General features: G+C 57.5%; 21 protein-coding genes and 1 tRNA gene. 16 read left to right on the forward strand and 6 right to left on the reverse strand.

The features are described 5' to 3' along the window. Window positions 1–217: 217 nt before the first annotated feature. Window positions 218–841: a protein-methionine-sulfoxide reductase heme-binding subunit MsrQ gene (gene msrQ / locus AC2FHX_RS17230; RefSeq protein WP_496703156.1), complete on the reverse strand. Its 624-nt coding sequence runs from the start codon at window positions 839–841 to the stop codon at window positions 218–220. A gap of 4 nt (window positions 842–845) precedes the next feature. After that, window positions 846–1,748 (reverse strand): protein-methionine-sulfoxide reductase catalytic subunit MsrP, encoded by a 903-nt coding sequence (msrP, locus tag AC2FHX_RS17235; RefSeq protein WP_282022431.1) that lies wholly within the window; start codon window positions 1,746–1,748, stop codon window positions 846–848. Window positions 1,749–1,990: 242 nt separating this feature from the next. Here msrP and AC2FHX_RS17240 point away from each other — a divergent pair, with 242 nt between their 5' ends. Together AC2FHX_RS17240 and AC2FHX_RS17245 are read left to right on the forward strand one after the other, a co-directional pair. After that, window positions 1,991–2,806: a cyclase family protein gene (locus AC2FHX_RS17240; protein ID WP_271951861.1), complete on the forward strand. Its 816-nt coding sequence runs from the start codon at window positions 1,991–1,993 to the stop codon at window positions 2,804–2,806. A gap of 46 nt (window positions 2,807–2,852) precedes the next feature. Beyond that, window positions 2,853–3,476 carry a class I SAM-dependent methyltransferase gene (locus AC2FHX_RS17245; protein ID WP_496703154.1) on the forward strand — a complete coding sequence of 208 codons (624 nt, stop codon included), beginning with the start codon at window positions 2,853–2,855 and terminating at the stop codon, window positions 3,474–3,476. Between the two features lie 54 nt (window positions 3,477–3,530). On the opposite strand, the gene clpB is transcribed toward AC2FHX_RS17245, so the two are convergent. Next, window positions 3,531–6,149: an ATP-dependent chaperone ClpB gene (gene clpB / locus AC2FHX_RS17250; RefSeq protein WP_496703152.1), complete on the reverse strand. Its 2,619-nt coding sequence runs from the start codon at window positions 6,147–6,149 to the stop codon at window positions 3,531–3,533. Between the two features lie 125 nt (window positions 6,150–6,274). Further along, window positions 6,275–6,607, reverse strand: coding sequence for a hypothetical protein (locus tag AC2FHX_RS17255; protein WP_142639515.1), 333 nt, complete (start codon window positions 6,605–6,607; stop codon window positions 6,275–6,277). A gap of 139 nt (window positions 6,608–6,746) precedes the next feature. Here AC2FHX_RS17255 and pyrF point away from each other — a divergent pair, with 139 nt between their 5' ends. Both pyrF and AC2FHX_RS17265 read left to right on the forward strand, forming a co-directional pair. Further along, window positions 6,747–7,451: an orotidine-5'-phosphate decarboxylase gene (pyrF, locus tag AC2FHX_RS17260; protein ID WP_496703150.1), complete on the forward strand. Its 705-nt coding sequence runs from the start codon at window positions 6,747–6,749 to the stop codon at window positions 7,449–7,451. 359 nt (window positions 7,452–7,810) lie between these two features. Further along, a complete protein-coding gene (locus tag AC2FHX_RS17265) occupies window positions 7,811–9,064 on the forward strand; it encodes a DNA polymerase IV (protein WP_496703148.1) in 1,254 nt (417 codons plus the stop codon). A gap of 2 nt (window positions 9,065–9,066) precedes the next feature. Here the strand turns inward: AC2FHX_RS17265 and AC2FHX_RS17270 are convergent, their stop codons facing one another. Then, a complete protein-coding gene (locus AC2FHX_RS17270) occupies window positions 9,067–9,927 on the reverse strand; it encodes an N-formylglutamate amidohydrolase (protein ID WP_496703146.1) in 861 nt (286 codons plus the stop codon). 148 nt (window positions 9,928–10,075) lie between these two features. On the opposite strand from AC2FHX_RS17270, the gene AC2FHX_RS17275 reads away from it, so the two are divergent. From AC2FHX_RS17275 to AC2FHX_RS17310, 8 genes are all read left to right on the forward strand, one after another. Continuing rightward, window positions 10,076–10,150 (forward strand) — tRNA-Val (locus tag AC2FHX_RS17275). A 90-nt stretch (window positions 10,151–10,240) separates the two neighbouring features. Next, the gene (gene ykgO / locus AC2FHX_RS17280; protein WP_008562923.1) at window positions 10,241–10,366 is read left to right on the forward strand and encodes a type B 50S ribosomal protein L36; all 126 of its coding nucleotides are present in this window, start codon (window positions 10,241–10,243) and stop codon (window positions 10,364–10,366) included. A gap of 185 nt (window positions 10,367–10,551) precedes the next feature. Beyond that, entirely contained in the window at window positions 10,552–10,938 is a 387-nt protein-coding gene (locus AC2FHX_RS17285) for a hypothetical protein (RefSeq protein ID WP_271951870.1), read from the forward strand. Continuing rightward, window positions 10,928–11,449 (forward strand): hypothetical protein, encoded by a 522-nt coding sequence (locus tag AC2FHX_RS17290; protein ID WP_142639525.1) that lies wholly within the window; start codon window positions 10,928–10,930, stop codon window positions 11,447–11,449. Before AC2FHX_RS17285 ends, AC2FHX_RS17290 begins: the two co-directional genes overlap by 11 nt. Before the next feature lie 20 nt (window positions 11,450–11,469). Further along, complete coding sequence (locus AC2FHX_RS17295) at window positions 11,470–12,036, forward strand: hypothetical protein (RefSeq protein ID WP_271951874.1); 567 nt, start codon at window positions 11,470–11,472, stop codon at window positions 12,034–12,036. 247 nt (window positions 12,037–12,283) lie between these two features. After that, complete coding sequence (locus AC2FHX_RS17300; protein WP_496703144.1) at window positions 12,284–13,300, forward strand: Fe(3+) ABC transporter substrate-binding protein; 1,017 nt, start codon at window positions 12,284–12,286, stop codon at window positions 13,298–13,300. 112 nt (window positions 13,301–13,412) lie between these two features. Next, on the forward strand, window positions 13,413–13,967 hold the full coding sequence (locus AC2FHX_RS17305; RefSeq protein WP_496703142.1) for a helix-turn-helix domain-containing protein: 555 nt from the start codon (window positions 13,413–13,415) through the stop codon (window positions 13,965–13,967). Continuing rightward, window positions 13,964–14,482, forward strand: coding sequence for a GNAT family N-acetyltransferase (locus AC2FHX_RS17310; RefSeq protein ID WP_496703140.1), 519 nt, complete (start codon window positions 13,964–13,966; stop codon window positions 14,480–14,482). Before AC2FHX_RS17305 ends, AC2FHX_RS17310 begins: the two co-directional genes overlap by 4 nt. 7 nt (window positions 14,483–14,489) lie before the next feature. Here AC2FHX_RS17310 and xylB read toward each other — a convergent pair whose 3' ends face one another. Next, the gene (gene xylB, locus AC2FHX_RS17315; protein ID WP_496703138.1) at window positions 14,490–15,926 is read right to left on the reverse strand and encodes a xylulokinase; all 1,437 of its coding nucleotides are present in this window, start codon (window positions 15,924–15,926) and stop codon (window positions 14,490–14,492) included. A 114-nt stretch (window positions 15,927–16,040) separates the two neighbouring features. On the opposite strand from xylB, the gene AC2FHX_RS17320 reads away from it, so the two are divergent. The 4 genes from AC2FHX_RS17320 (at window position 16,041) to AC2FHX_RS17335 (ending at window position 20,277) form a co-directional block, all read left to right on the forward strand. Beyond that, complete coding sequence (locus AC2FHX_RS17320) at window positions 16,041–17,066, forward strand: LacI family DNA-binding transcriptional regulator (protein ID WP_271951883.1); 1,026 nt, start codon at window positions 16,041–16,043, stop codon at window positions 17,064–17,066. A 92-nt stretch (window positions 17,067–17,158) separates the two neighbouring features. Further along, window positions 17,159–18,460: an ABC transporter substrate-binding protein gene (locus AC2FHX_RS17325; protein WP_271951885.1), complete on the forward strand. Its 1,302-nt coding sequence runs from the start codon at window positions 17,159–17,161 to the stop codon at window positions 18,458–18,460. 107 nt (window positions 18,461–18,567) lie between these two features. Next, window positions 18,568–19,434: a carbohydrate ABC transporter permease gene (locus tag AC2FHX_RS17330; protein WP_142639539.1), complete on the forward strand. Its 867-nt coding sequence runs from the start codon at window positions 18,568–18,570 to the stop codon at window positions 19,432–19,434. Window positions 19,435–19,446: 12 nt separating this feature from the next. Further along, window positions 19,447–20,277, forward strand: a complete 831-nt coding sequence (locus AC2FHX_RS17335) for a carbohydrate ABC transporter permease (protein WP_142639541.1) — start codon at window positions 19,447–19,449, stop codon at window positions 20,275–20,277. The last annotated feature ends 4 nt before the right edge of the window (window positions 20,278–20,281 follow it).

Below are 20,281 nucleotides of genomic sequence, written 5' to 3' on the forward strand. Positions count from 1 at the left end.
AGTGTGTCACAAGCGCCTCAGCAGCGCCGGTGAAGGGGGTTCTAAGCATTACAAACATACACCGCAAGCAGAAAATCCCCGAAACTCGCGAAAATCTTCAGAACTATTATTTAATGAAATAAAACAAATACTTACAAATAGTACCAGGCCCAAATACGGCGACCAACCGCCAAGATGCGTACGGAAAATTGTGTTTCGCACAGGCTTACCGGCAGACTCAGGCCGAGTCGGGCGGAATCGCACCCCGGAATCGGCTCATCAGGGTCGAGATCGGTAGGCGCAAAGCAAGCAAAGCCAAAATCACGGACAAATAGATCAAGGGTTCGATCTGAAATCCTTTGGCCTGCATTACATAATGCACGCCCCCCAGAACTGCTGCCGGATAGACCAAACGCTGAAGCGCGCGCCAGCCCGGGCCAAGCTGCCGTACTGAAAAGTTGTTCGACGTCACGGCCAGTGGCAGCGTCAGAACAAATGCCGCCATACCTACAGTTATATAGGGGCGCTTCAGGATGTCCGCCCAGATCTGCCCGGGGGCCTGCACATCCAATACCAGCCAAACCAAAAGATGCAGACTGATATATATAAATGTCAAAACGCCCAGCGCCCGCCTGAACTTGATCAGGTTCACGCCGACAAACCTGCGCAGGGGCGATATAGCCAGAACAACAATCAAAAACTGCAATGCCAGTTTGCCGTACTTATGCTCAAGAGCCTCAATCGGGTCGGCACCCAAACCTCCGGTCAGCCCTTGATAGAACAGCCAGGGTGCCGGCAGGATCCCCAGCAAATAGACGGCCCAAACAGGGATCCGACGGAATATCTGGTTCAGCGCGCTCATACTCTCAATAATGCTTGGACAGATCCATGCCTTCGTAAAGCCCGGCGACCTCGTCCTCGTAGCCATTGAACATGAGCGTCGGGATGCGCTTGGCAAACAGCCCACCGCCGATTTGGCGCTCCGAGGCCTGCGACCAGCGCGGGTGATCCACATTGGGGTTCACGTTACTATAGAAACCATATTCGCGCGGACCGGCCATGTTCCAGCTTGTCGGTGGCTCAACATCTGACACCGTAATGCGAACGATCGACTTGATGGATTTGAACCCGTATTTCCACGGAACCACCAGACGCAACGGTGCGCCGTTCTGGTTCGGGATCGGCCGGCCATAAATACCAGTGGCCATCAGGGTCAGTGGGTGCATTGCTTCGTCCAGCCGCAGACCTTCACGGTACGGCCAGTCCAGAACCGGATACTGAACACCCGGCATTTCATCTGGACGATAAGCGGTTTCAAAGGCAACGTATTTGGCGCCTTCCTGAACACCGGCCATGTTCAGCAGGTCGGCCAGTTCAAACCCGTTCCAAGGGATCACCATCGACCATGCCTCGACACAGCGAAACCGGTATATCCGTTCTTCGACGGTCATTTCGGACAGGATGTCCTTGAAATTGTAATCGCCGGGCTTGTCCACCAGACCGTCAATCTTGATGCTCCACGGCTCAGTAACAAGAGTATAGGCGTATTTTGCAGGATCTTCTTTCCGCGTTCCAAACTCGTAATAATTGTTATAGCCGGTGATCTCTTCCCAGGTATTCGGCTCCAGCACCTCTTGCGCGGCTGCCCCCTGCGCCAGCCCTGCCAATCCGACACCCGCCATCCCGGCCATCATCTGGCGCCGGTTCAGAAACGCCGCCCGGGGGGTGACGTCGGCATGTGTCAATGTGTTGGTCCAGCGATGCGCCATCTAAGTCTCCGTCTTCATGCAACCTCAGAAGTGAGGTAGTCTGCTGATAGCACAGGGCCAAGGAAACAAGCGTCACGATTGAGCGACCGGATTGTAACGTATCCGCGTGCAGCGGCGCTTGCTTGGGTCACCACCTTTACAACGTAGGCCTCAAAAATGCAGGCTGGGCCGCAGGTATTACCAACAAGGGAAAAGATGGACGACCCATCCAACGATTGAAATCCACCAGTGGGAGAAGAAGAATGTGTGACATCTGCGTTATGAATGCCGTCAAAGACAGAATGCTGTCGCGGCGGAGTTTCTTCAAAGCTGCTGCCGCCACGAGCGTTGCGGCTGCGACCACCGGAGCGATTGCACCAGCAGCGCTGGCCGCAGGTCATGGCGGGGTCGAGGACATGACCCATACGCTCAGCCCCGACTTTCCGACCTGGGGAGGCGAACCCGGCATTTCCGCCGAACAGGCGTTCAACTTCGCGGATCACGGCTTTAACCTGTTCAATCTGTCGATCAACGAACATACCGGCACGCATATAGATGCGCCTCTGCATTTTTCCGCGGATGGTATGTCGGTCGATGAGATACCGGTGACTGATCTGGTTGCACCGCTTTGTGTCGTCAATATCGCCGCCCGCGCGGCCGAAGACGCCGACACCCGCGTTACCCCGGACGATCTGAAGGCGTGGATTGCGGCCAACGGAGACATCCCCGACGGCGCTTGCGTAGCGATGCATTCCGGTTGGTCCGGCAAGACCGCCACGGACGGGTTCCGCAATTTCGACGGTGAGGCGCAGCACTATCCCGGATTTCACGTCGAAGCGGCGCAGATGTTGATGGAAGACACCGGCGCGCGGTCGATTGCGGTGGATACACTGTCACTTGATCACGGTATGTCCGCCGACTTCGCGACGCATTACGCCTGGCTGCCCTCGGGCCGGTTTGGCATCGAATGCCTTGCGGGTCTGGATCGGGTTCCGGCGGCGGGTGCCACGCTGGTCATCGGCGCACCCAAACATGCGGGCGGCACCGGCGGTCCGGCACGTATTTTCGCGTTGGTCTAAAGCCACGATGCACTAGTGATACAGCATACCTTCAAAGCACGGACCGATGACCAAACCCATTGCCGAAATCACGCATCGTTATGATACAGCCGCGCCCCGGTGGCGGGACAAGATGCGCGCGCTTGGGTACTATGATGGCTACCTAGAATTCCTGACCTCGGGATTGCCTGTCGCTGACGACGTGACACATGTGGTCGATATTGGGGCTGGCACTGCGTCCTTCGCCGAGGCCTGGGTAGCGGTCCACGGAAAACCGGCCAGGATAACCTTACTTGAACCCAGCGCGGGGATGATCAGGCAAGGCCAAAAGGCTCTGAGGGCGCGGGGGGTCGAACCAGAACTAGCCCAAGGGGGGCTAGGCAATGTCAATCTAGACCCCGTAGGCGTAGCTCTTGCGGCCCATGTGATTGAACATTGTGCAGATCCGTCCCAAGCATTGCAAGACATTCACAGACTGCTACGCCCGGGTGGTCGCCTGTTTTTGGTAGTATCAAAGCCACATTGGTGTAACGCCATCATCTGGTTGCAATGGCGACATAGAACGTTTCAGCGCGCGGAAATCCTAAAGCTGCTGGATGAAGCAGGTTTTGATTGCGAAACGGTCTATTCTTTCCCATCTGGTCCACCCTCTCGGACAAGCCGGGGGTTAGTCGCGAAAAAACGCGGGTAAAATTCAAGAATGGACCCACCAGTCTAGCGGGTCCATTCAACAATCAGTTTAGGTTCAATGCACCACAGCGTCATCTGGGCGCGGGCGCTGGGATGTGCCCAGCCGGTCGCCTATGATCAGGCCTTCAGGTCCGGCGGTGACCGGTACAGTCTCGCCGTCCTTGATCTCACCGGCCAGCAGCGCCTCGGCCAACGGGTTCTGCAAGGCGCGTTGGATCACGCGTTTCAGCGGGCGGGCGCCAAAGACCGGGTCGTAGCCTTCGTTGGCCAACCATTCCTTGGCACCGTCGTCCAACACCAGCTCGATCTTCCGCGCGGCCAGACGTTTCTGCAGACGCGCCATCTGGATATCGACGATGCCATCCATATCGGCCCGCTTGAGCCGGTCAAAGATGATGGTCTCGTCCAGACGGTTAAGGAACTCGGGCCGGAAATGCGCCCGGACCGCATCCATCACATCCCGCCGCGCCTGCGCACCATCGGCGCCGTCGGGCAGTTGGCTGAGCGCTTGGGAGCCAAGGTTCGAGGTCAGGATGATCAGCGTCTGCTTGAAGTCCACGGTGCGACCCTGACCATCGGTCAGCACACCGTCATCCAGAACCTGCAGCAGCACGTTGAACACATCCGGATGCGCCTTTTCGACCTCGTCAAACAGCACGACCTGATAGGGCCTGCGCCGCACGGCCTCGGTCAGCACACCGCCTTCGTCATAGCCGACATAGCCCGGAGGGGCACCGATCAGACGGGCGACCGCGTGTTTCTCCATGAACTCGGACATGTCGATGCGCACCATCGCGTTGTCGTCGTCGAACAGGAAGTTCGCCACCGCCTTGGTCAGCTCGGTTTTCCCCACGCCGGTCGGCCCGAGGAACAGGAACGAGCCCAGCGGGCGGCCTTCGTCATTCAGACCGGCGCGCGCCCGGCGCACGGCGTTGGACACGGCGGTCACCGCAGCATCCTGACCGATCACGCGGGAATGCAGATCGTCTTCCATCCGCAGCAGCTTTTCACGCTCACCTTCCAGCATTTTCGAGGTCGGGATACCCGTCCAACGTTCGACCACCGAAGCGATCTGTTCCGGGCGCACCGTTTCCTCGGCCATCATCTGGCTGCTTTCGGCGTTTTCGGCTTCGGTCAGCTTCTTCTCAAGCTCGGGGATGACGCCATAGGACAGCTCACCCGCCTTGGCGAGGTTGCCTTCGCGCTTGGCGATTTCCAGATCGGCCCGTGCCTTGTCGAGCTGTTCCTTCAGATCGCGCGCACCAGCCAGCTTGTCACGTTCGGCTTGCCACTGTGCAGTCATCTCGGCGGATTGCTCCTGCAGATCGGCCAGATCCTTTTGCAAGGTTTCCAGACGATCCTTCGATGCCGCATCATCTTCGAGCTTCAGCGCCTGCTCCTCGATCTGCATCTGCAGAATCTGACGATCCAGCTGATCGAGTTCTTCGGGCTTGCTATCCACTTCCATCCGCAAGCGAGCCGACGCTTCATCGACAAGGTCGATAGCTTTATCGGGCAGGAAGCGATCAGTGATGTAGCGATGCGACAGGGTCGCTGCCGACACCAAAGCCGAGTCCGAGATACGCACACCATGGTGCAACTCGTACTTTTCCTTGATACCGCGCAGGATGCTGATCGTGTCCTCGACAGTCGGTTCCTGAACCACAACCGGCTGGAACCGGCGCGCCAAAGCCGCGTCTTTTTCCACGTATTTGCGATACTCATCCAGCGTGGTTGCACCGATACAATGCAGCTCACCCCGAGCAAGCGCAGGCTTGATCAGGTTGGCAGCATCCATCGCGCCGTCGGATTTGCCCGCGCCCACCAGCGTGTGCATCTCATCAATGAACAAGATGATTTCACCGGCGGCTTCGGTCACTTCGGTCAAAACCGCCTTGAGGCGTTCTTCGAACTCACCACGGTATTTCGCACCTGCGATCAGCGCACCCATGTCGAGCGCGAGCAACTTTTTATCCTTTAGCGATTCCGGCACATCCCCATTGATGATGCGCAGGGCCATACCTTCGGCAATCGCGGTTTTACCGACGCCGGGTTCCCCGATCAGAACCGGGTTGTTCTTGGTGCGGCGCGACAGAACCTGCATCGAGCGGCGGATTTCCTCATCCCGTCCGATGATCGGGTCGATCTTGCCCTCAGCAGCCGCTTCGGTCAGGTCACGCGCGTATTTCTTGAGCGCGTCATAACCATCTTCCGCCGATGCGGTGTCAGCAGTGCGGCCCTTGCGGATGTCATTGATGGCTTCGTTCAGTTTCTGCGCCGTCACCGCGCCATCTTCCAAAGCATCCTTGGCTTTGGATTTCACCATGCACAGCGCCATCAGAATACGTTCAACCGGCACGAAACTATCGCCTGCCTTGGTGGCGATCTTTTCAGCTTCATCCAGAACTTTGGCGGTCTGACCATCCAGATAAACCTGGCCCGCATCGCCGCTGACCTTGGGAATTTTGGCCATGGACGCATCCAGTGCGTTAACGACACGGCTGGGCGCTCCGCCTGCGCGGGTGATCAGATTGCTGGCCAGCCCCTGATCATCGTCCATCAAGGCTTTGAGTATATGTTCAGGGGTCAACCTCTGGTGCCCCTCGCGCATCGCAATCGTTTGCGCTGCCTGCACGAAACCTCGTGCCCGCTCGGTGAACTTGTTCAAGTCCATATTTTGCTCCTTCTCTAAGCGCCCGGTTTTGACGCGCCCGCCTGGCAGCGCGCGTCGGTCTGGGCCTCACATTCAATCTGGGAAATATCTTGCGCGGTTCAAGGGGTCTGCCAACAGAATCCAACCTACCGACGCGGCACAGAATAAACTGTATATCCCCCAGTTTTCGCCACAGAACGCGCACCGTACATATCGACAAGCGATTGCGCCGCATCGCTGCCTGTCGGGCAGGAAACCAGATCGGCGGCGTCATCCAGAAAATCCACGGTAAAGGCGGATTCCCCCGTAACCTGACAGTCATCATCCATCGAACGATAACCGCCAATCAGCCGGAGGTTGTCGTTTGTCGGAGACCTCAGAACTGTATCAGCAGCCTCTTTTTCCAGCGCCATGTCCTGACACCCGGCCAGCATCAGCCCCGCGCAGATTGCGATAGTGGGTTTCGTAAACTGTCTCATTCCGAATTCCGTCCCAGTTGCACAACGCGATAATAGCACAGTCGGAAACCTCTGCCGTGATCTGAATCACGCAAGGCGCGCATGGACAGAAGCGCACGAAACCGTTAGGACGCAGACGTTTGCCAAAAAGGAGCCCCCAATGTCCGATGACCGCCTGATTGTAGCCCTTGATGTCCCCAACGCCCTAGACGGTCTGGCCTTGGCCGAGCGGCTGGGGGACAGTGTCTCATTCTACAAGATCGGTCTGGGAATGCTGACAGGGGGCGGGCTGGCCCTGGCGAACGAGTTAAAGCAGGATCAGGGCAAGCGCATCTTTCTGGACATGAAACTGTTCGACATCGGTAATACGGTGGAAAATGCGGTGCGCGGTCTGGCACAGTTCGATTTGGATTTCCTGACCGTACATGGTGACCCGCACGTGGTGCGGGCCGCCAAAGAGGGTGCGTCTGGCAAAGACCTCAAGATCCTGGCCGTAACCATCCTGACCTCGTTGAACCGGGATGATCTGGATGCCAGCCTGCTGAAGTCGGGCGATGTCCAGGACCTGGTTGTCGAACGCGCGGCCAAAGCGTTGGAGGCGGGTGCCGATGGCGTCATCGCCAGCCCGCAAGAGGCCGCGCTGATCCGTGCCCTGCCCCAAGCCGAAAATCGCTTGATCGTGACACCCGGCGTTCGGCCCACCGGTGCCGCGTTGGGTGATCAGAAACGGGTCGCAACCCCGGCAACTGCCATCGGTGACGGCGCCGATCACATCGTAGTGGGACGCCCAATCTATCAGGCGCAAGACCCTAAAGCCGCCGCAGAGGCGGTGCTTGCAGAGTTAAATTCCTTATCCCGACACTAGGGCAATCCGGCTAAATCAGGCTAAATTTTCGCAAGAACAACCCGCAAACAGTTGACCTTAGGTCACTTTTCACCCGATCCGCGCCAAATCGTCCCTGTGCCCCAAAACACACATGCAAAACACGAGTTTCCACTGTGTGAACTGGGTTCTATCGAAAAATTCGATTTTGAGAGAATCTAAGTAGGTGATACTCCCCGCGGACCATCTCTTCCTGAGGTCCGTCACCTCCCCCCGCCACTTTGCGGGGGGCCTTCTTTTGGCAGATCTGGTTCCTACCCTCACTGTGCGGGTTTTGCCCGTGGCATGCGAATGATATAGTCACCTAACCTTACGGACTGCATGGAAGACGGGAAAAGAAAATGCCCGGCCTCTGCCGAGATTGCCTGACAGAACTGACGAAGGAACGCCGCTGCCCGGACTGCGGCAGCCCGCGCGTCAAAACGCATCCTGAATTGTTTGACCTGTCCATCGCACATATGGATTGCGATGCCTTCTACGCCTCTGTCGAAAAACGGGACAATCCGGAGCTGGCCGACAAACCCGTCATTATCGGGGGCGGCAAGCGCGGTGTTGTGTCTACGGCTTGTTATGTAGCCCGGATTCGCGGCGTCCGTTCGGCAATGCCGATGTTCAAGGCGTTGCAACTATGCCCCGACGCTGTCGTGATCAAACCGCGCATGTCGGTCTATGCCGAGGCTTCGCGCCAAATCAGGTCGATGATGGACGAGCTGACGCCGATTGTTGAACCGCTTTCGCTGGACGAAGCGTTCATGGACCTATCCGGCACGCAACGTCTGCACGGTGCGCCTCCCGCCGTCATGCTTGCACGATTGGTCAAACGGATGAAGGACGAGTTGGGGCTGACCGGGTCAATCGGGCTGTCACATAACAAGTTTCTGGCCAAGGTTGCATCCGATCTGGACAAGCCGCGCGGATTTTCGGTGATCGGCAAGGAAGAGACATCCGCGTTTCTGAACGACAAGCCAGTGCGCCTGATCTGGGGCATAGGCCCTGCGGCGCAGGAATCGCTGGACCGCGCAGGCATACGCTTGTTCTCGGACCTACTGCGCTGGGACCAAGAGGATCTGACCGCGCGGTTTGGCTCCATGGGCTACCGGCTGTGGCATCTGGCCCGCGGTCAGGACAAGCGCCGGGTTTCGGCACATGAACCGATGAAGTCCGTCAGCAACGAAACGACCTTTTTTGAAGATACGGCCAATGCCGACATTCTGGATGGGCACCTTTGGCGCATGGCGGAAAAAGTCTCGGATCGGGCCAAGGCCAAGGGGCTGGCCGGGCGGGTTGTGACGCTCAAACTGAAACGGGCCAATCACAAGATCATTACGCGCCGCGTTTCTCTGCGCGATGCCACGCAGATTGCCGATCGGATCTATCGCACAGCACGGGCGCTGTTTGATCAGGTTGGTGATCAGGGCCCCTATCGGCTGTTGGGGTGTGGCCTGTCGGATCTGTGCCCCGAGGATCAGGCGGATATTTCAGGGGATCTGCTGGATCCGGATGCCTCGCGCAGGTCGCAGGCCGAACGCGCCACGGATGAGATTCGCCGCCGCTTTGGGACGGATGCCATCGTCAAAGGACGTGCCCTTCGCTGAGGTTATTCGGCTGCAAGCTGCAGCGGCTCAGGCCCGATCCGCACAATATCCATGATGATTTCGCCCAAGGTCTCTTTGAAGGCAGCGAAATTGTCATTCGGCTCGATCCTGCTTTCATCCATATACAGGGATCTGTCGATCTCGATCTGTACAGCATGCTGGTGGCGGCTGGGGCGTCCATAGGTCTGGGTCACATAGGCCCCGGCAAACGGCGTATTTCGGGCCACGCTCAGACCCGCCGAGACGAAAGCGGCCTCTATCTGTTCGACGACCTCTGGCGCTGCAGAGGCACCGAACCGATCCCCCAGCACGATCTCGGGACGTCTGGAATTGACTGTGGACGCAAGGGCCACGGCTTCGTGCGGCATCGAATGACAGTCGATCAGAATCGCCTGCCCGAATTCCTGATGCGATTCTGCCAGCAACGATTTGATCCGGGCATGATAGGGACGCCAACAGGTATCGATTCGCAGACGCGCCTCATCCATGGTCAGCTTACCGCGATAGATTTCTCGACCATTGGCGACCACACGCGGAATCACCCCCAGCCCGGACGCTACCCGCGGGTTATGGCCTTGGCGGCGCGCGCCCTGAATAAGGGCTGGATCCAGCTCTTCTGCGCTGCGGTTCAGATCGACATAGGCGCGTGGCATCATCGCCGAAATCAGTGGCGCACCATGGTCCGCCGCTGATGAAAATAACTGATCCACAAAAGCATCCTCGGAAGAACGAATCACATCTTGGCTGAGAACCGACCGCTTCATCAACCCATTTGGATAGTTTCGACCGCTATGCGGAGAGGAAAAAACCACACAGGACGTGCGCTTGGCAGGCATATCCAGTAGGTAAGCAGCGTTTTGCATGGCGACTCCTTGTTCGCACCAAACATAGACCGGAAAATAGTTCTACCAAACCCCTTGAACCCTTTTGCGACTCCTTTTATAGACCCCGCTACCGGCGCGGGGTTCCGCGCCCCATTTCGTTATGGGGTTGGCCACGCGACGGTTTCATGGGCGGTTAGCTCAGCGGTAGAGCACTTCGTTGACATCGAAGGGGTCACAAGTTCGATCCTTGTACCGCCCACCATGAACTCACTGCTTCGGATTTCCGGGGCACCCGCAAACCCAGGCGCTGGCCACGTCCTTGATGAAGGCGCCGCAGATTGGAGACAGACCCATGAAGGTCAAGAACTCGCTCCGCTCGCTCAAGAACCGGCACCGTGATTGCCGGGTTGTGCGTCGCAAAGGCCGCGTCTACGTGATCAACAAGACGCAGCGTCGGTTCAAAGCTCGTCAGGGCTAAGAACTGCACATACTGAATTCAAAGAACCGCGCCTTCGGGTGCGGTTTTTTTTGTCCGGCATTTCAACCAGATGTAATGCGGACGGAACTGCAGGAATTCGCTCAGAAAGTTCGGTTCTAAGATTCAACGTTGTGATAGGGCGATCTCGTGCTACGCTTTCCGTGATTTTATGACGGGAGGTCGGATTGGCCAACGATGATCTGGACAAGATATTCGGAACAACTCTGACCGACATGGTAGCCGATATAGGCCGCAGTGTGGCCCAGGCGGCCGAACAGCTTAGCATTGATCAGCTGAAAGCGCTGAAGAACTATCCCCAGGAACTGCGCGATCTTGGCATCCCGCCGGTCTTTTATCACATGCAGGATGTCGATGTGGAACTGAAGGTCGTCATGGAGATGAGCAGTTCCACCGAAGAAGGCCAACGCAGCAGGATTGGCACCTTTATTTTTGGCCCGAAATTGACTCAGACAGACACGCTCGATTCCAAAAGCGCGTCCACGATGCGAATGCGTTTCGCGCCCGGTCCCGTAGATGAGAGCAGATCTTTGGATGGCAATGATGGCAACTAAGAAAGTCAAAGCCCCCAAAAGAGCGCCCATAGATGTCCGCGTCACCGAGATGCCCGAGGCATTCACCACTCTGCTTCAGTCACTTGAAAACCGCATGACGGCAATGGAGGCGCGCGAAGTCGCGCTGCTCGAGACGATCAACGACCTCCAAGAACGGATCGACGATCTGGAAGAAGGCAGCGGCGGCATGTTGATGGGCGCGGGTAACCCGGTGATGAACCCGATGGCCGAGGGCCGCGCGGCAATGGGAGCGGACGATCCTGACACACAGGTCGTCAACGCTCAGGAATTCTCGCAAGCCCTGGGTGAACAGATCCTCGCCGGGTCTGATGGCAGCAGTGATTTCACCATCGACAACGTCAAAGTCGAAGCGGTTGTTGGGTTGGGTCAGGACGGCACCAAAGCCCAAATCGCGACGAATGCCCGAAAACAGGCGATCAGCCAGAACGCATCCAAGGTCACTTTTTCCGTCAGGAGGCGGACCGCCACGCAAATTATTGAGAAAGACTGAATTAACAGAGGAGATTGGAAATGAGTATCGGGCAGGAACTGCTAAACGTCCCGTTTGCGGAAATGGTTCAAAAGCTTGCGCTTTCCGTTGCCGAGTCGCAGACCGAGTTGGATCGACATTCTACAGATGTCGCCAAATATATGGCCGATCAGAAGATCCAGCTTCCGGACCTGTCCAATCCCAATGGCCCCCCCAAAGAATTCAGTTTGGTTTCCATGGGCTTTCTACCCGCATTCTACGCGGTGCAAGAAGCCGAAATTGAGGTCAAAATGGCGATCTCAATGACTAAGCAAACCGAAAAAGCGGGCAGCGCTTCGGTCAAAGGTGGTTGGGGCCCTGTCGCAGCGCAGGTCAATGCCAGCTATTCCTCGCGCTATGCTTACAGCCAAGAAGGTGCAAGCAGGCTGACCATCAAACTGGCCCCGGCCGATCCTCCGGTCTTGCTGCAGAAATATATGGAAGCTGTCACACAGGTCATGCTGAAAAAAGAACCGGTGTTGACCGACGACCCAGACCCTGAGCCGGCCCCCGCACCTGTCCCGGACCCGTCTCCACCTGAACCTGAAAAAAGACAGAGAAAGCGCTAAGCAGCATCTCTCGATTTTTCAGTTCTTAAATCAACACGACTAGGTCAGCCATGACGGCGTAGCCAGGATCGGCTTTGCCGACCCTCAGGCCCCGCTGTGCAGTACCACTTGGTCGGGGCCAGCGACATGTTGGCGGTGATTTGACCAACTAATTTTGTCGGAATTTCTTGCATCCCCCTGAGAATCGTTTAATTGACCATTTCAGTCGGGTTATTACCCGCGCCGATTTTCAATGTTGGGACACATGATGCTGAAATCCTCTACCTGCGTTGCCGCCGCCCTGACGGCCCTGATCGCGACCTCTGCCGCTGCCGAGGGCGAACTGAACCTTTATTCTTCGCGCCACTACGACACCGACGAACGCCTCTATTCCGATTTCGAAGAGGCCACCGGTATAACCATCAACCGCATCGAAGGCAAAGCGGACGAGCTGATTGCCCGGATGGAAGCCGAGGGCGCGAACTCACCCGCAGATATCTTGCTGACCGTTGATACCTCGCGTCTGGCGCGTGCCAAGAACGCGGGTATCCTGCAGCCGGTCCAAAGCGCGGTTCTGGAAGAACGTATTCCCGCCAACCTGCAGGACGAAGACAACCAGTGGTATGGCTTTTCGCAGCGCGCGCGGATCATCTTCTTTGACAAGGCCGATGTGACCAACCCGCCCGCGTCTTATCTGGATCTGGCCAAGCCCGAATACAAAGGTTTGGTCTGCATCCGGTCGTCCAGTAACACCTATAACCAGACCCTGCTGGCCTCGATCATCACAAACCACGGTGCGGAAACCGCCAAGACCTGGGCCGAAGGCATGGTCGCGAACATGGCGCGCGAACCGCAAGGCGGCGACACTGACCAGCTGCGCGGCATTGTTTCGGGTGAATGCGAGATCGCCGTTTCGAACTCTTACTACTTTGCCCGTGCAATGCGTAAAGACGTCAAAGGCCTGAGCACTGAGATTGACATGATCGGCGTCCAGTTCCCGGCGCAAGAAGCCGAAGGCGCGCACATGAACCTGTCCGGTGCCGGCGTGGCGGCAAATGCCCCGAACAAGGACAACGCGATCAAGTTCCTAGAATACCTCGCCAGCGATCAGGCGCAGGTCTATTTCTCGAACGGCAATGACGAATTCCCGGCGGTCGAAGGCGTCGCCCTTGCGGATAACGTGGCAGCGCTGGGTGAGTTCAAAGCCGACGAGATCAACCTGTCCCAGGTCGCCAAAAACATCCCCGAGGCACAGAAGATCTTTAACGAGGCCGGCTGGAAGTAATCTTTCATTCTATCGAGCAGAAGGGTGCAGTTTTCTGCGCCCTTTTTCTATTGTGAAGTTATGTTTTCTGGTCAATAATCTCATATACGGAAATGATTCCCATATACGAGCCATGCCTGATACCCTAGCCGACCGCCTTGCAAACCACCTGAATCAACTTCGCCAAACGCGGGGATGGTCGCTGGATCAGTTGGCGGAACACAGCGGTGTCAGCCGGGCCACCCTGTCGCGCTTGGAAAAGGGGGATGTCAGCCCCACCGCGGAAACTCTGGGCCGGTTATGTGCGGCCTATGGGCTGCCGATGTCGCGTCTATTGATGATGGTCGAGGACAGTTTCGCCCCCCGCGTTCCCTTCGAAAATCAACCCGAATGGCGCGACCCCGAAACCGGCTTTACCCGCCGATCCGTCTCCCCTCCGGCCGCGGGTCTTGGCGGAGAGGTCATGGAAGGCCATCTGCCCCCAGGCGTTGTGATCACCTATGACACGCCGCCAAAACACGGGCAGGAGCATCACCTGATCATGCTGGACGGTGGCCTGACCCTGACCGTGGATGGAACCGCGCATCATCTGACGAGCGGGGATTGCCTGCGCTATCACCTGTCTGGCCCGACACGGTTCGAAACCCAAGCCGACCGAGGTGCTCGGTACCTGATGGTGCTGATATGATCTTACGACTGGCGGCCAATGATCTGAACCAAGCCCTAAACGATCTGACAGAGATACTGCACGCCTGCGTGCATGACGGGGCGAGTATCGGGTTCATTCAGCCATTTCCGCCGGGCGACGCGCTGCGCTATTGGCAGTCCCATGTCTGGCCAAACATCCAGACCGGCGCGGCCGAGATATTCGTCTATCGTGATGGCGAACGGATTGTCGGCACCGCACAGCTGGTGCCTGCCGCGATGCCCAACCAAGCGCATCGCGCCGACGTGTCCAAGCTGCTTGTTCATCCCCGCGCGCGACGGCGGGGCATTGGGCGGGCGCTTATGGCGACGGTTGAGGCGCGGGCACGCGAACTGGGGCGGTCCCTTTTGGTGCTGGACACGCGCAGCACGGACCCGTCGCTCCTCCTCTATCAAAGCCTTGGGTTTGAAATTGCCGGAGAAATTCCGAACTACTGCCGCAACCCGGAAAATGATCAGCTGGAACCAACTACTTTTATGTTCAAAACCCTGACCTGAGGGGCGCTCAGTCCACGGCGCTTACGGCTGTGTAAAGCCGCCGAAACCGTCCCAGCCGTTCAGATAACGCATGCATTTCTGCAGGCTCGAACCTGTCGGTGGTCGCCGGTTGCTCGGCCAGATCGGCAATGGTCAGAGCGCCGTCAGCACAGGCTGCCAGCCGGGCGGCACCATAGGCCGGGCCGGATTCCGCCCCCGCTGAACGCACGATGGGCTTTTCGGTCACAGCGGCGATCAGACCCAGCAGCAGGTCGGATTGGCTGCCCCCGCCTATGGCGGCAAGCTCGGGCAAATTGTCTATCGTGTCGCCGAAGCTCTGCGCCGCATCAGCGAAACAAAAGGCGATTGCCTCGACCACCGAACGGCAGATCTCGGCACGTGTGGTGGCATCCTCGAGGCCAAAGAATCCGGCACGGATATGCGGGTCCCCAAGGGGGCTGCGCTCACCTGTCAGATAGGGCAGGAAAATGGGCACGCGATCACCGCTGACGATTTCAGCAAGCCCGACAACCTCGGCAGCCGAAAGCCCCAGCTGATCACCAATCCACGAAATGGGCCTTGCCCCGTTCAGCATCGCCGCCATTTGATACCAGCGGTCGGGCAATGTATGCGCAAACGCATGGACATAGCGTTCGGGGTTGGGCTTGTATTTACGATCCGCAACAAACAACTGACCGGATGTCCCCAACGAGATAAACCCACGTCCAGGTTCAGTTGCGCCCAATGACACCGCACCGGTTGCCGCATCCCCTCCCCCGGCCACGACAGGCACGCCGGAATTCAATCCGGTCTCAGCTGCAGCCCGAACTGTTACCGTGCCAACGACATTGTGGCCGTCGAACATCTGCGGCAGCCAGTCAACAGCGACATCCGTGGCTTCCGCCATTCCGGTATGCCAGCGGCGTGAAGCCTGATCGAGCCACATTGTTCCTGCGGCATCGGAAGTATCGGTTGCCAGCTCTCCATGCAGACGCAGGCCGACATAATCCTTGGGCAGCAGGATATGGGAGAGTCGGGCATAATTGTGCGGTTCATGCCGTTTCAGCCAGGCAATCTTGGGCGCCGTAAAGCCGGGCAAGGGCAGGACGCCTACGATGTGACCAACCTGCGGCTGTGCCGCGCGAATGTCGTCGCATTCGCGGACCGCGCGGCTGTCATTCCACAGAATCGCCGGACGGATGGGGCATTGGTCGCGGTCCAACAGCACGGCCCCGTGCATCTGCCCCGACAATCCGACTGCTTTCACATCCGACAGGGAGATTTCGCCAGCAAGCAGGCCCAACGCATCGCGCGTCGCCTGCCACCAAATCTCCGGGTTCTGCTCGGACCAGCCGGGCTGTGGCGACGACGTCCCGATGCCGACTGACGAGGTCGCAAGAATTCGGCCGGCATCCGCGCAGAGGAGTTTGACCGCTGACGTTCCGATGTCGATCCCAAGATACATTCACACCCCTTGCCTTGCATAATTCCGATATCACCGGCCAGGCTATTGATTTTTTTTGCGCGCGCAAAGAATATGTAAAATTATGATAAGATCAAGGTGGACGAACAGACTGGCATGACGAAGATCAGGAACATGGAAGAGTTTGCGGCCCTCAGCGGCATCTCTCGGCCCACCGTATCGAAGTATTTTCAGGATCCGGACAGCGTTCGACCCACAACACGGCTCCGCATCGAAGAGGCGCTTGAGCGCTTCGACTATCGCCCCAACATCTATGCGGTGAACCAGAACCGAAAGCTGACCAAGAATATCGGCATCGTGGTTCCCTATCTTGCCGATCCGTTCTTTGCCGAAATCGCGCGCTATCTGGAACAAAGCTGTATTGCTGCGGGGTATCGCCCGTCGCTGTTCAGCTCGCATGGTGATCCCAAGCTGGAAATCGAAATTCTCGACGGGTTGAAATCCATGAAGCCTGCTGGAGTGCTGCTGGCGCCCTTGGGGCGCACCTCGGATCGGTCAGCGATCGAGAAGTTTTGCGCCAATGTGCCGACCGTCCTGTTTGACAGTAATCTCGAAGGCCTGGGCGCGGCCTTTATCGGGTCGGACAATTTCAGTTTCGTCTCACAAACCGTCGAATACATGACCCGCACCGGCGAACCGCCGTCATTTTTTGAGATGCGAACGCCAGCGAACCCCAATGCTAATAAGCGGCGCCACGCCTATATTGAAGTGATGGAACAGCTCGGCTTTGAACCACATGTCATTAGTATCGACGGCCAGGGTTGGGCATTTGAAGAGATTGGCAAACATGGAGCCGCCGGAGTTCTGGAGCGGCAAGAGCTGAAAACGGATTCGGTTTTATGCAGCAACGACCGCCTGGCAATCGGGTTTCTTTCGGCATGTTACGAACAAGGGATTCGGGTCGGTCGCAAGAAAGACTGCGCGTTGCGGGTCGCTTCAAACGATGACCATCCCTTCTCAAGGTTTACCTGCCCGTCTTTGACAACGGCCGCCCATGACTACGACAATGTAGCGGGGCGCAGCGTCGAAACTCTCTTTGAACTCATTGAAAATGGAGGGAAATTTAACGAGAGGACGGAAACACTGTTTCCTGCACGACTTGTTTTGAGAGACTCCGCATGATCAAAAATTAACGCGCGTAAAGTTTTTATTGACGCCGCGACAATTTTCCCCTTACCCTGTCCAAACAACATCCAAGCTCAGGGAGGACAAGGATGTATCTCAAGAACGCACTTCGTGCGGCGACAGCAATGACTTTCGTCGCCACGGCAGCAGCCCAAGCGGATACCTTAACAATAGCGACCGTGAACAACGGCGACATGATCCGGATGCAGGGCTATACCGATAAATTCACCGAAGCGACCGGCATCGATGTCGAGTGGGTTACGTTGGAAGAAAACGTGCTGCGCCAGCGCGTGACAACGGATATCACGACCAAAGGTGGCCAATTCGACATCATGACCATCGGCATGTACGAGACGCCGATCTGGGGCGCGAACGGCTGGCTGGTACCCCTGGACGGGCTGTCGGATGAATACGACGTAGGTGACATCCTGCCCGCCATGTCAGGCGGCCTTAGCCATGATGGAACGCTCTACGCGGCTCCGTTCTACGGCGAAAGCTCGATGATCATGTATCGCACTGACCTGATGGAAAAAGCGGGTATGGAAATGCCGGACGCTCCGACTTGGGAGTTCATCCGCGAAGCGGCTGCTGCGATGACCGATCGCGACGCTGATATCAACGGTATTTGCCTGCGCGGCAAGGCCGGTTGGGGCGAAGGCGGTGCTTTCATCACAGCGATGTCCAATTCCTTTGGTGCGCGCTGGTTTGATGAAGATTGGAAGCCGCAGTTCGATCAGCCTGAATGGGCTGACACGTTGAACTTCTACGTGGGTATGATGAACGAGTCCGGCCCCGCAGGTTACGCCACTAACGGATTTAACGAAAACCTGTCGTTGTTCCAGCAGGGCAAATGCGGCATGTGGATCGACGCAACGGTTGCGGCCTCTTTCGTGACCAACCCGACCGACTCGACAGTCGCGGATAGCGTCGGCTTTGCACTTGCACCCGACACGGGGCTTGGCAAGCGCTCGAATTGGTTGTGGGCGTGGGCTCTGGCAATTCCGGCTGGTACGGAACAAGCAGACTCGGCCAAACAGTTCATCGAGTGGGCAACATCCAAAGACTACATCGAACTCGTAGCCGAAAACGAAGGCTGGGCCAACGTGCCTCCGGGCGCACGTACGTCGCTGTACGAAAATCCGGACTATCAGGCGGTTCCGTTCGCCAAGATGACGTTGGACTCGATCCTGTCGGCTGATCCGAACAATCCGACTGTAAAGCCAGTGCCTTACGTTGGTATTCAGTTTGCAGCGATCCCGGAATTCGCAGGTATCGCCACGCAGGTGAGCCAGGAGTTCTCGGCAGTTTATGCCGGGCAGCAAACGGTAGAAGAAGCTCTTGCCAAAGCGCAAGCCTTCACCGCCGAAGAAATGGAAGCCGCAGGCTACTAAGGCCTCCTTCCCAGCGGGTGGACAGACGTCTGTCCCCCGCTTCACCCTTCCACAACTCGCGTTTTTCTCGCAGGCTGAGCTATGCCTGAACAGAGAGGTTTTGCGTCATGGCTACTCAACATTCCCGATCAGTTGCACGCCTGATGATGGCACCTGCAGTGATCCTGCTTCTTGGCTGGATGCTCGTGCCTCTGACGATGACGCTGTATTTTTCCTTCAAGAAATACCTGCCCCTGCGCGGCGGTGATCTGGGATGGGTCGGCTTGGACAACTACGTCCGGTTCGTCTCCTCCAGTTCCTTCTGGCCCGCGGTTCAGGCCACGCTGATGATCGTCGGCGGCGTGCTTGCCATCACGGTTGTTCTGGGCATCCTTCTGGCAATGCTGCTGGATCAGCCGATGTGGGGCCAAGGCGTTGTCCGCATCCTAGTGATCGCACCGTTCTTTGTGATGCCGACCGTTTCCGCATTGGTCTGGAAGAACATGTTCATGGACCCGGTCAATGGCCTGCTGGCCCATCTCTGGCGCTTTTTCGGGGCTGAGCCAGTTTCCTGGCTATCCGAGGCGTCGATGACGTCAATCATCATGATCGTATCGTGGCAATGGCTGCCGTTTGCGACGCTGATCCTGCTGACTGCGATCCAGTCGCTGGACAGTGAACAGTTGGAGGCCGCAGAAATGGACGGCGCGCCACCGCTCAAGCGCTTTTACCATATCATCCTGCCGCATCTAAGCCGCGCGATCACCATCGTGATCCTGATCCAGACCATTTTCCTGCTGTCGATCTTCGCCGAAATCTTCGTGACCACCGGCGGCGCCTTCGGCACCCGTACACTCACCTACCTGATCTTCCAGCGCGTGCTAGAGGGCCAGAACGTCGGCCTTGGATCAGCCGGAGGTGTCTATGCAATCATCCTTGCCAATATCGTTGCGATCTTCCTGATGCGCATCGTCGGCAAGAACCTGGACGCGTGAGGAGGTAACGATATGAGCCGCTCAGTTACACCCCGTCGCAAGTCGCTTAACACCGCCCTGGCATGGGCCGTTGGTCTGCTGATCTTTTTCCCGATCCTCTGGACCATCCTGACCAGCTTCAAAACCGAAGCACAGGCCATCGCCAGCCCGCCGCTGTTTCTGAACTTTGACTGGACGCTGGAAAACTATGCCATCGTTCAGGAACGCTCGGACTATATGCGGTTCCTGTGGAATTCGGTCATCATCGCGGGTGGTTCGACCATATTGGGCGTGATCATCGCGGTGCCCGCCGCCTGGGCGATGGCCTTTGTGCCATCAAAACGCACCAAGGACATCCTGCTGTGGATGCTGTCCACCAAGATGCTGCCTGCGGTCGGTGTTCTATACCCGATCTACCTGCTGTTCATCCGGCTTGGGCTTTTGGACAGCCGCGCGGGTCTGGTGGTGGTTCTGATGCTGATCAACCTGCCGATCATTGTCTGGATGCTGTACACCTATTTCCGCGAAATCCCCGGCGAGATCCTGGAAGCCGCCCGCATGGACGGGGCAACGCTGAAGGAAGAAATCCTTTACGTGCTGACGCCGATGGCGGTGCCCGGTATCGCCTCGACCATCCTGTTGAACTTTATCCTCGCCTGGAACGAGGCGTTCTGGACCCTCAACCTGACCGCAGTCGACGCGGCACCGCTGACGGCCTTCATCGCCAGCTACTCCAGCCCCGAGGGCCTGTTCTTTGCCAAACTCAGCGCGGCATCGACCATGGCAATCGCACCAATCCTGATCCTTGGCTGGTTCAGCCAGAAACAACTTGTCCGCGGCCTGACCTTCGGCGCCGTGAAATAAGGAA

It is taken from the genome of Ruegeria sp. CDSC042, from assembly GCF_059610745.1.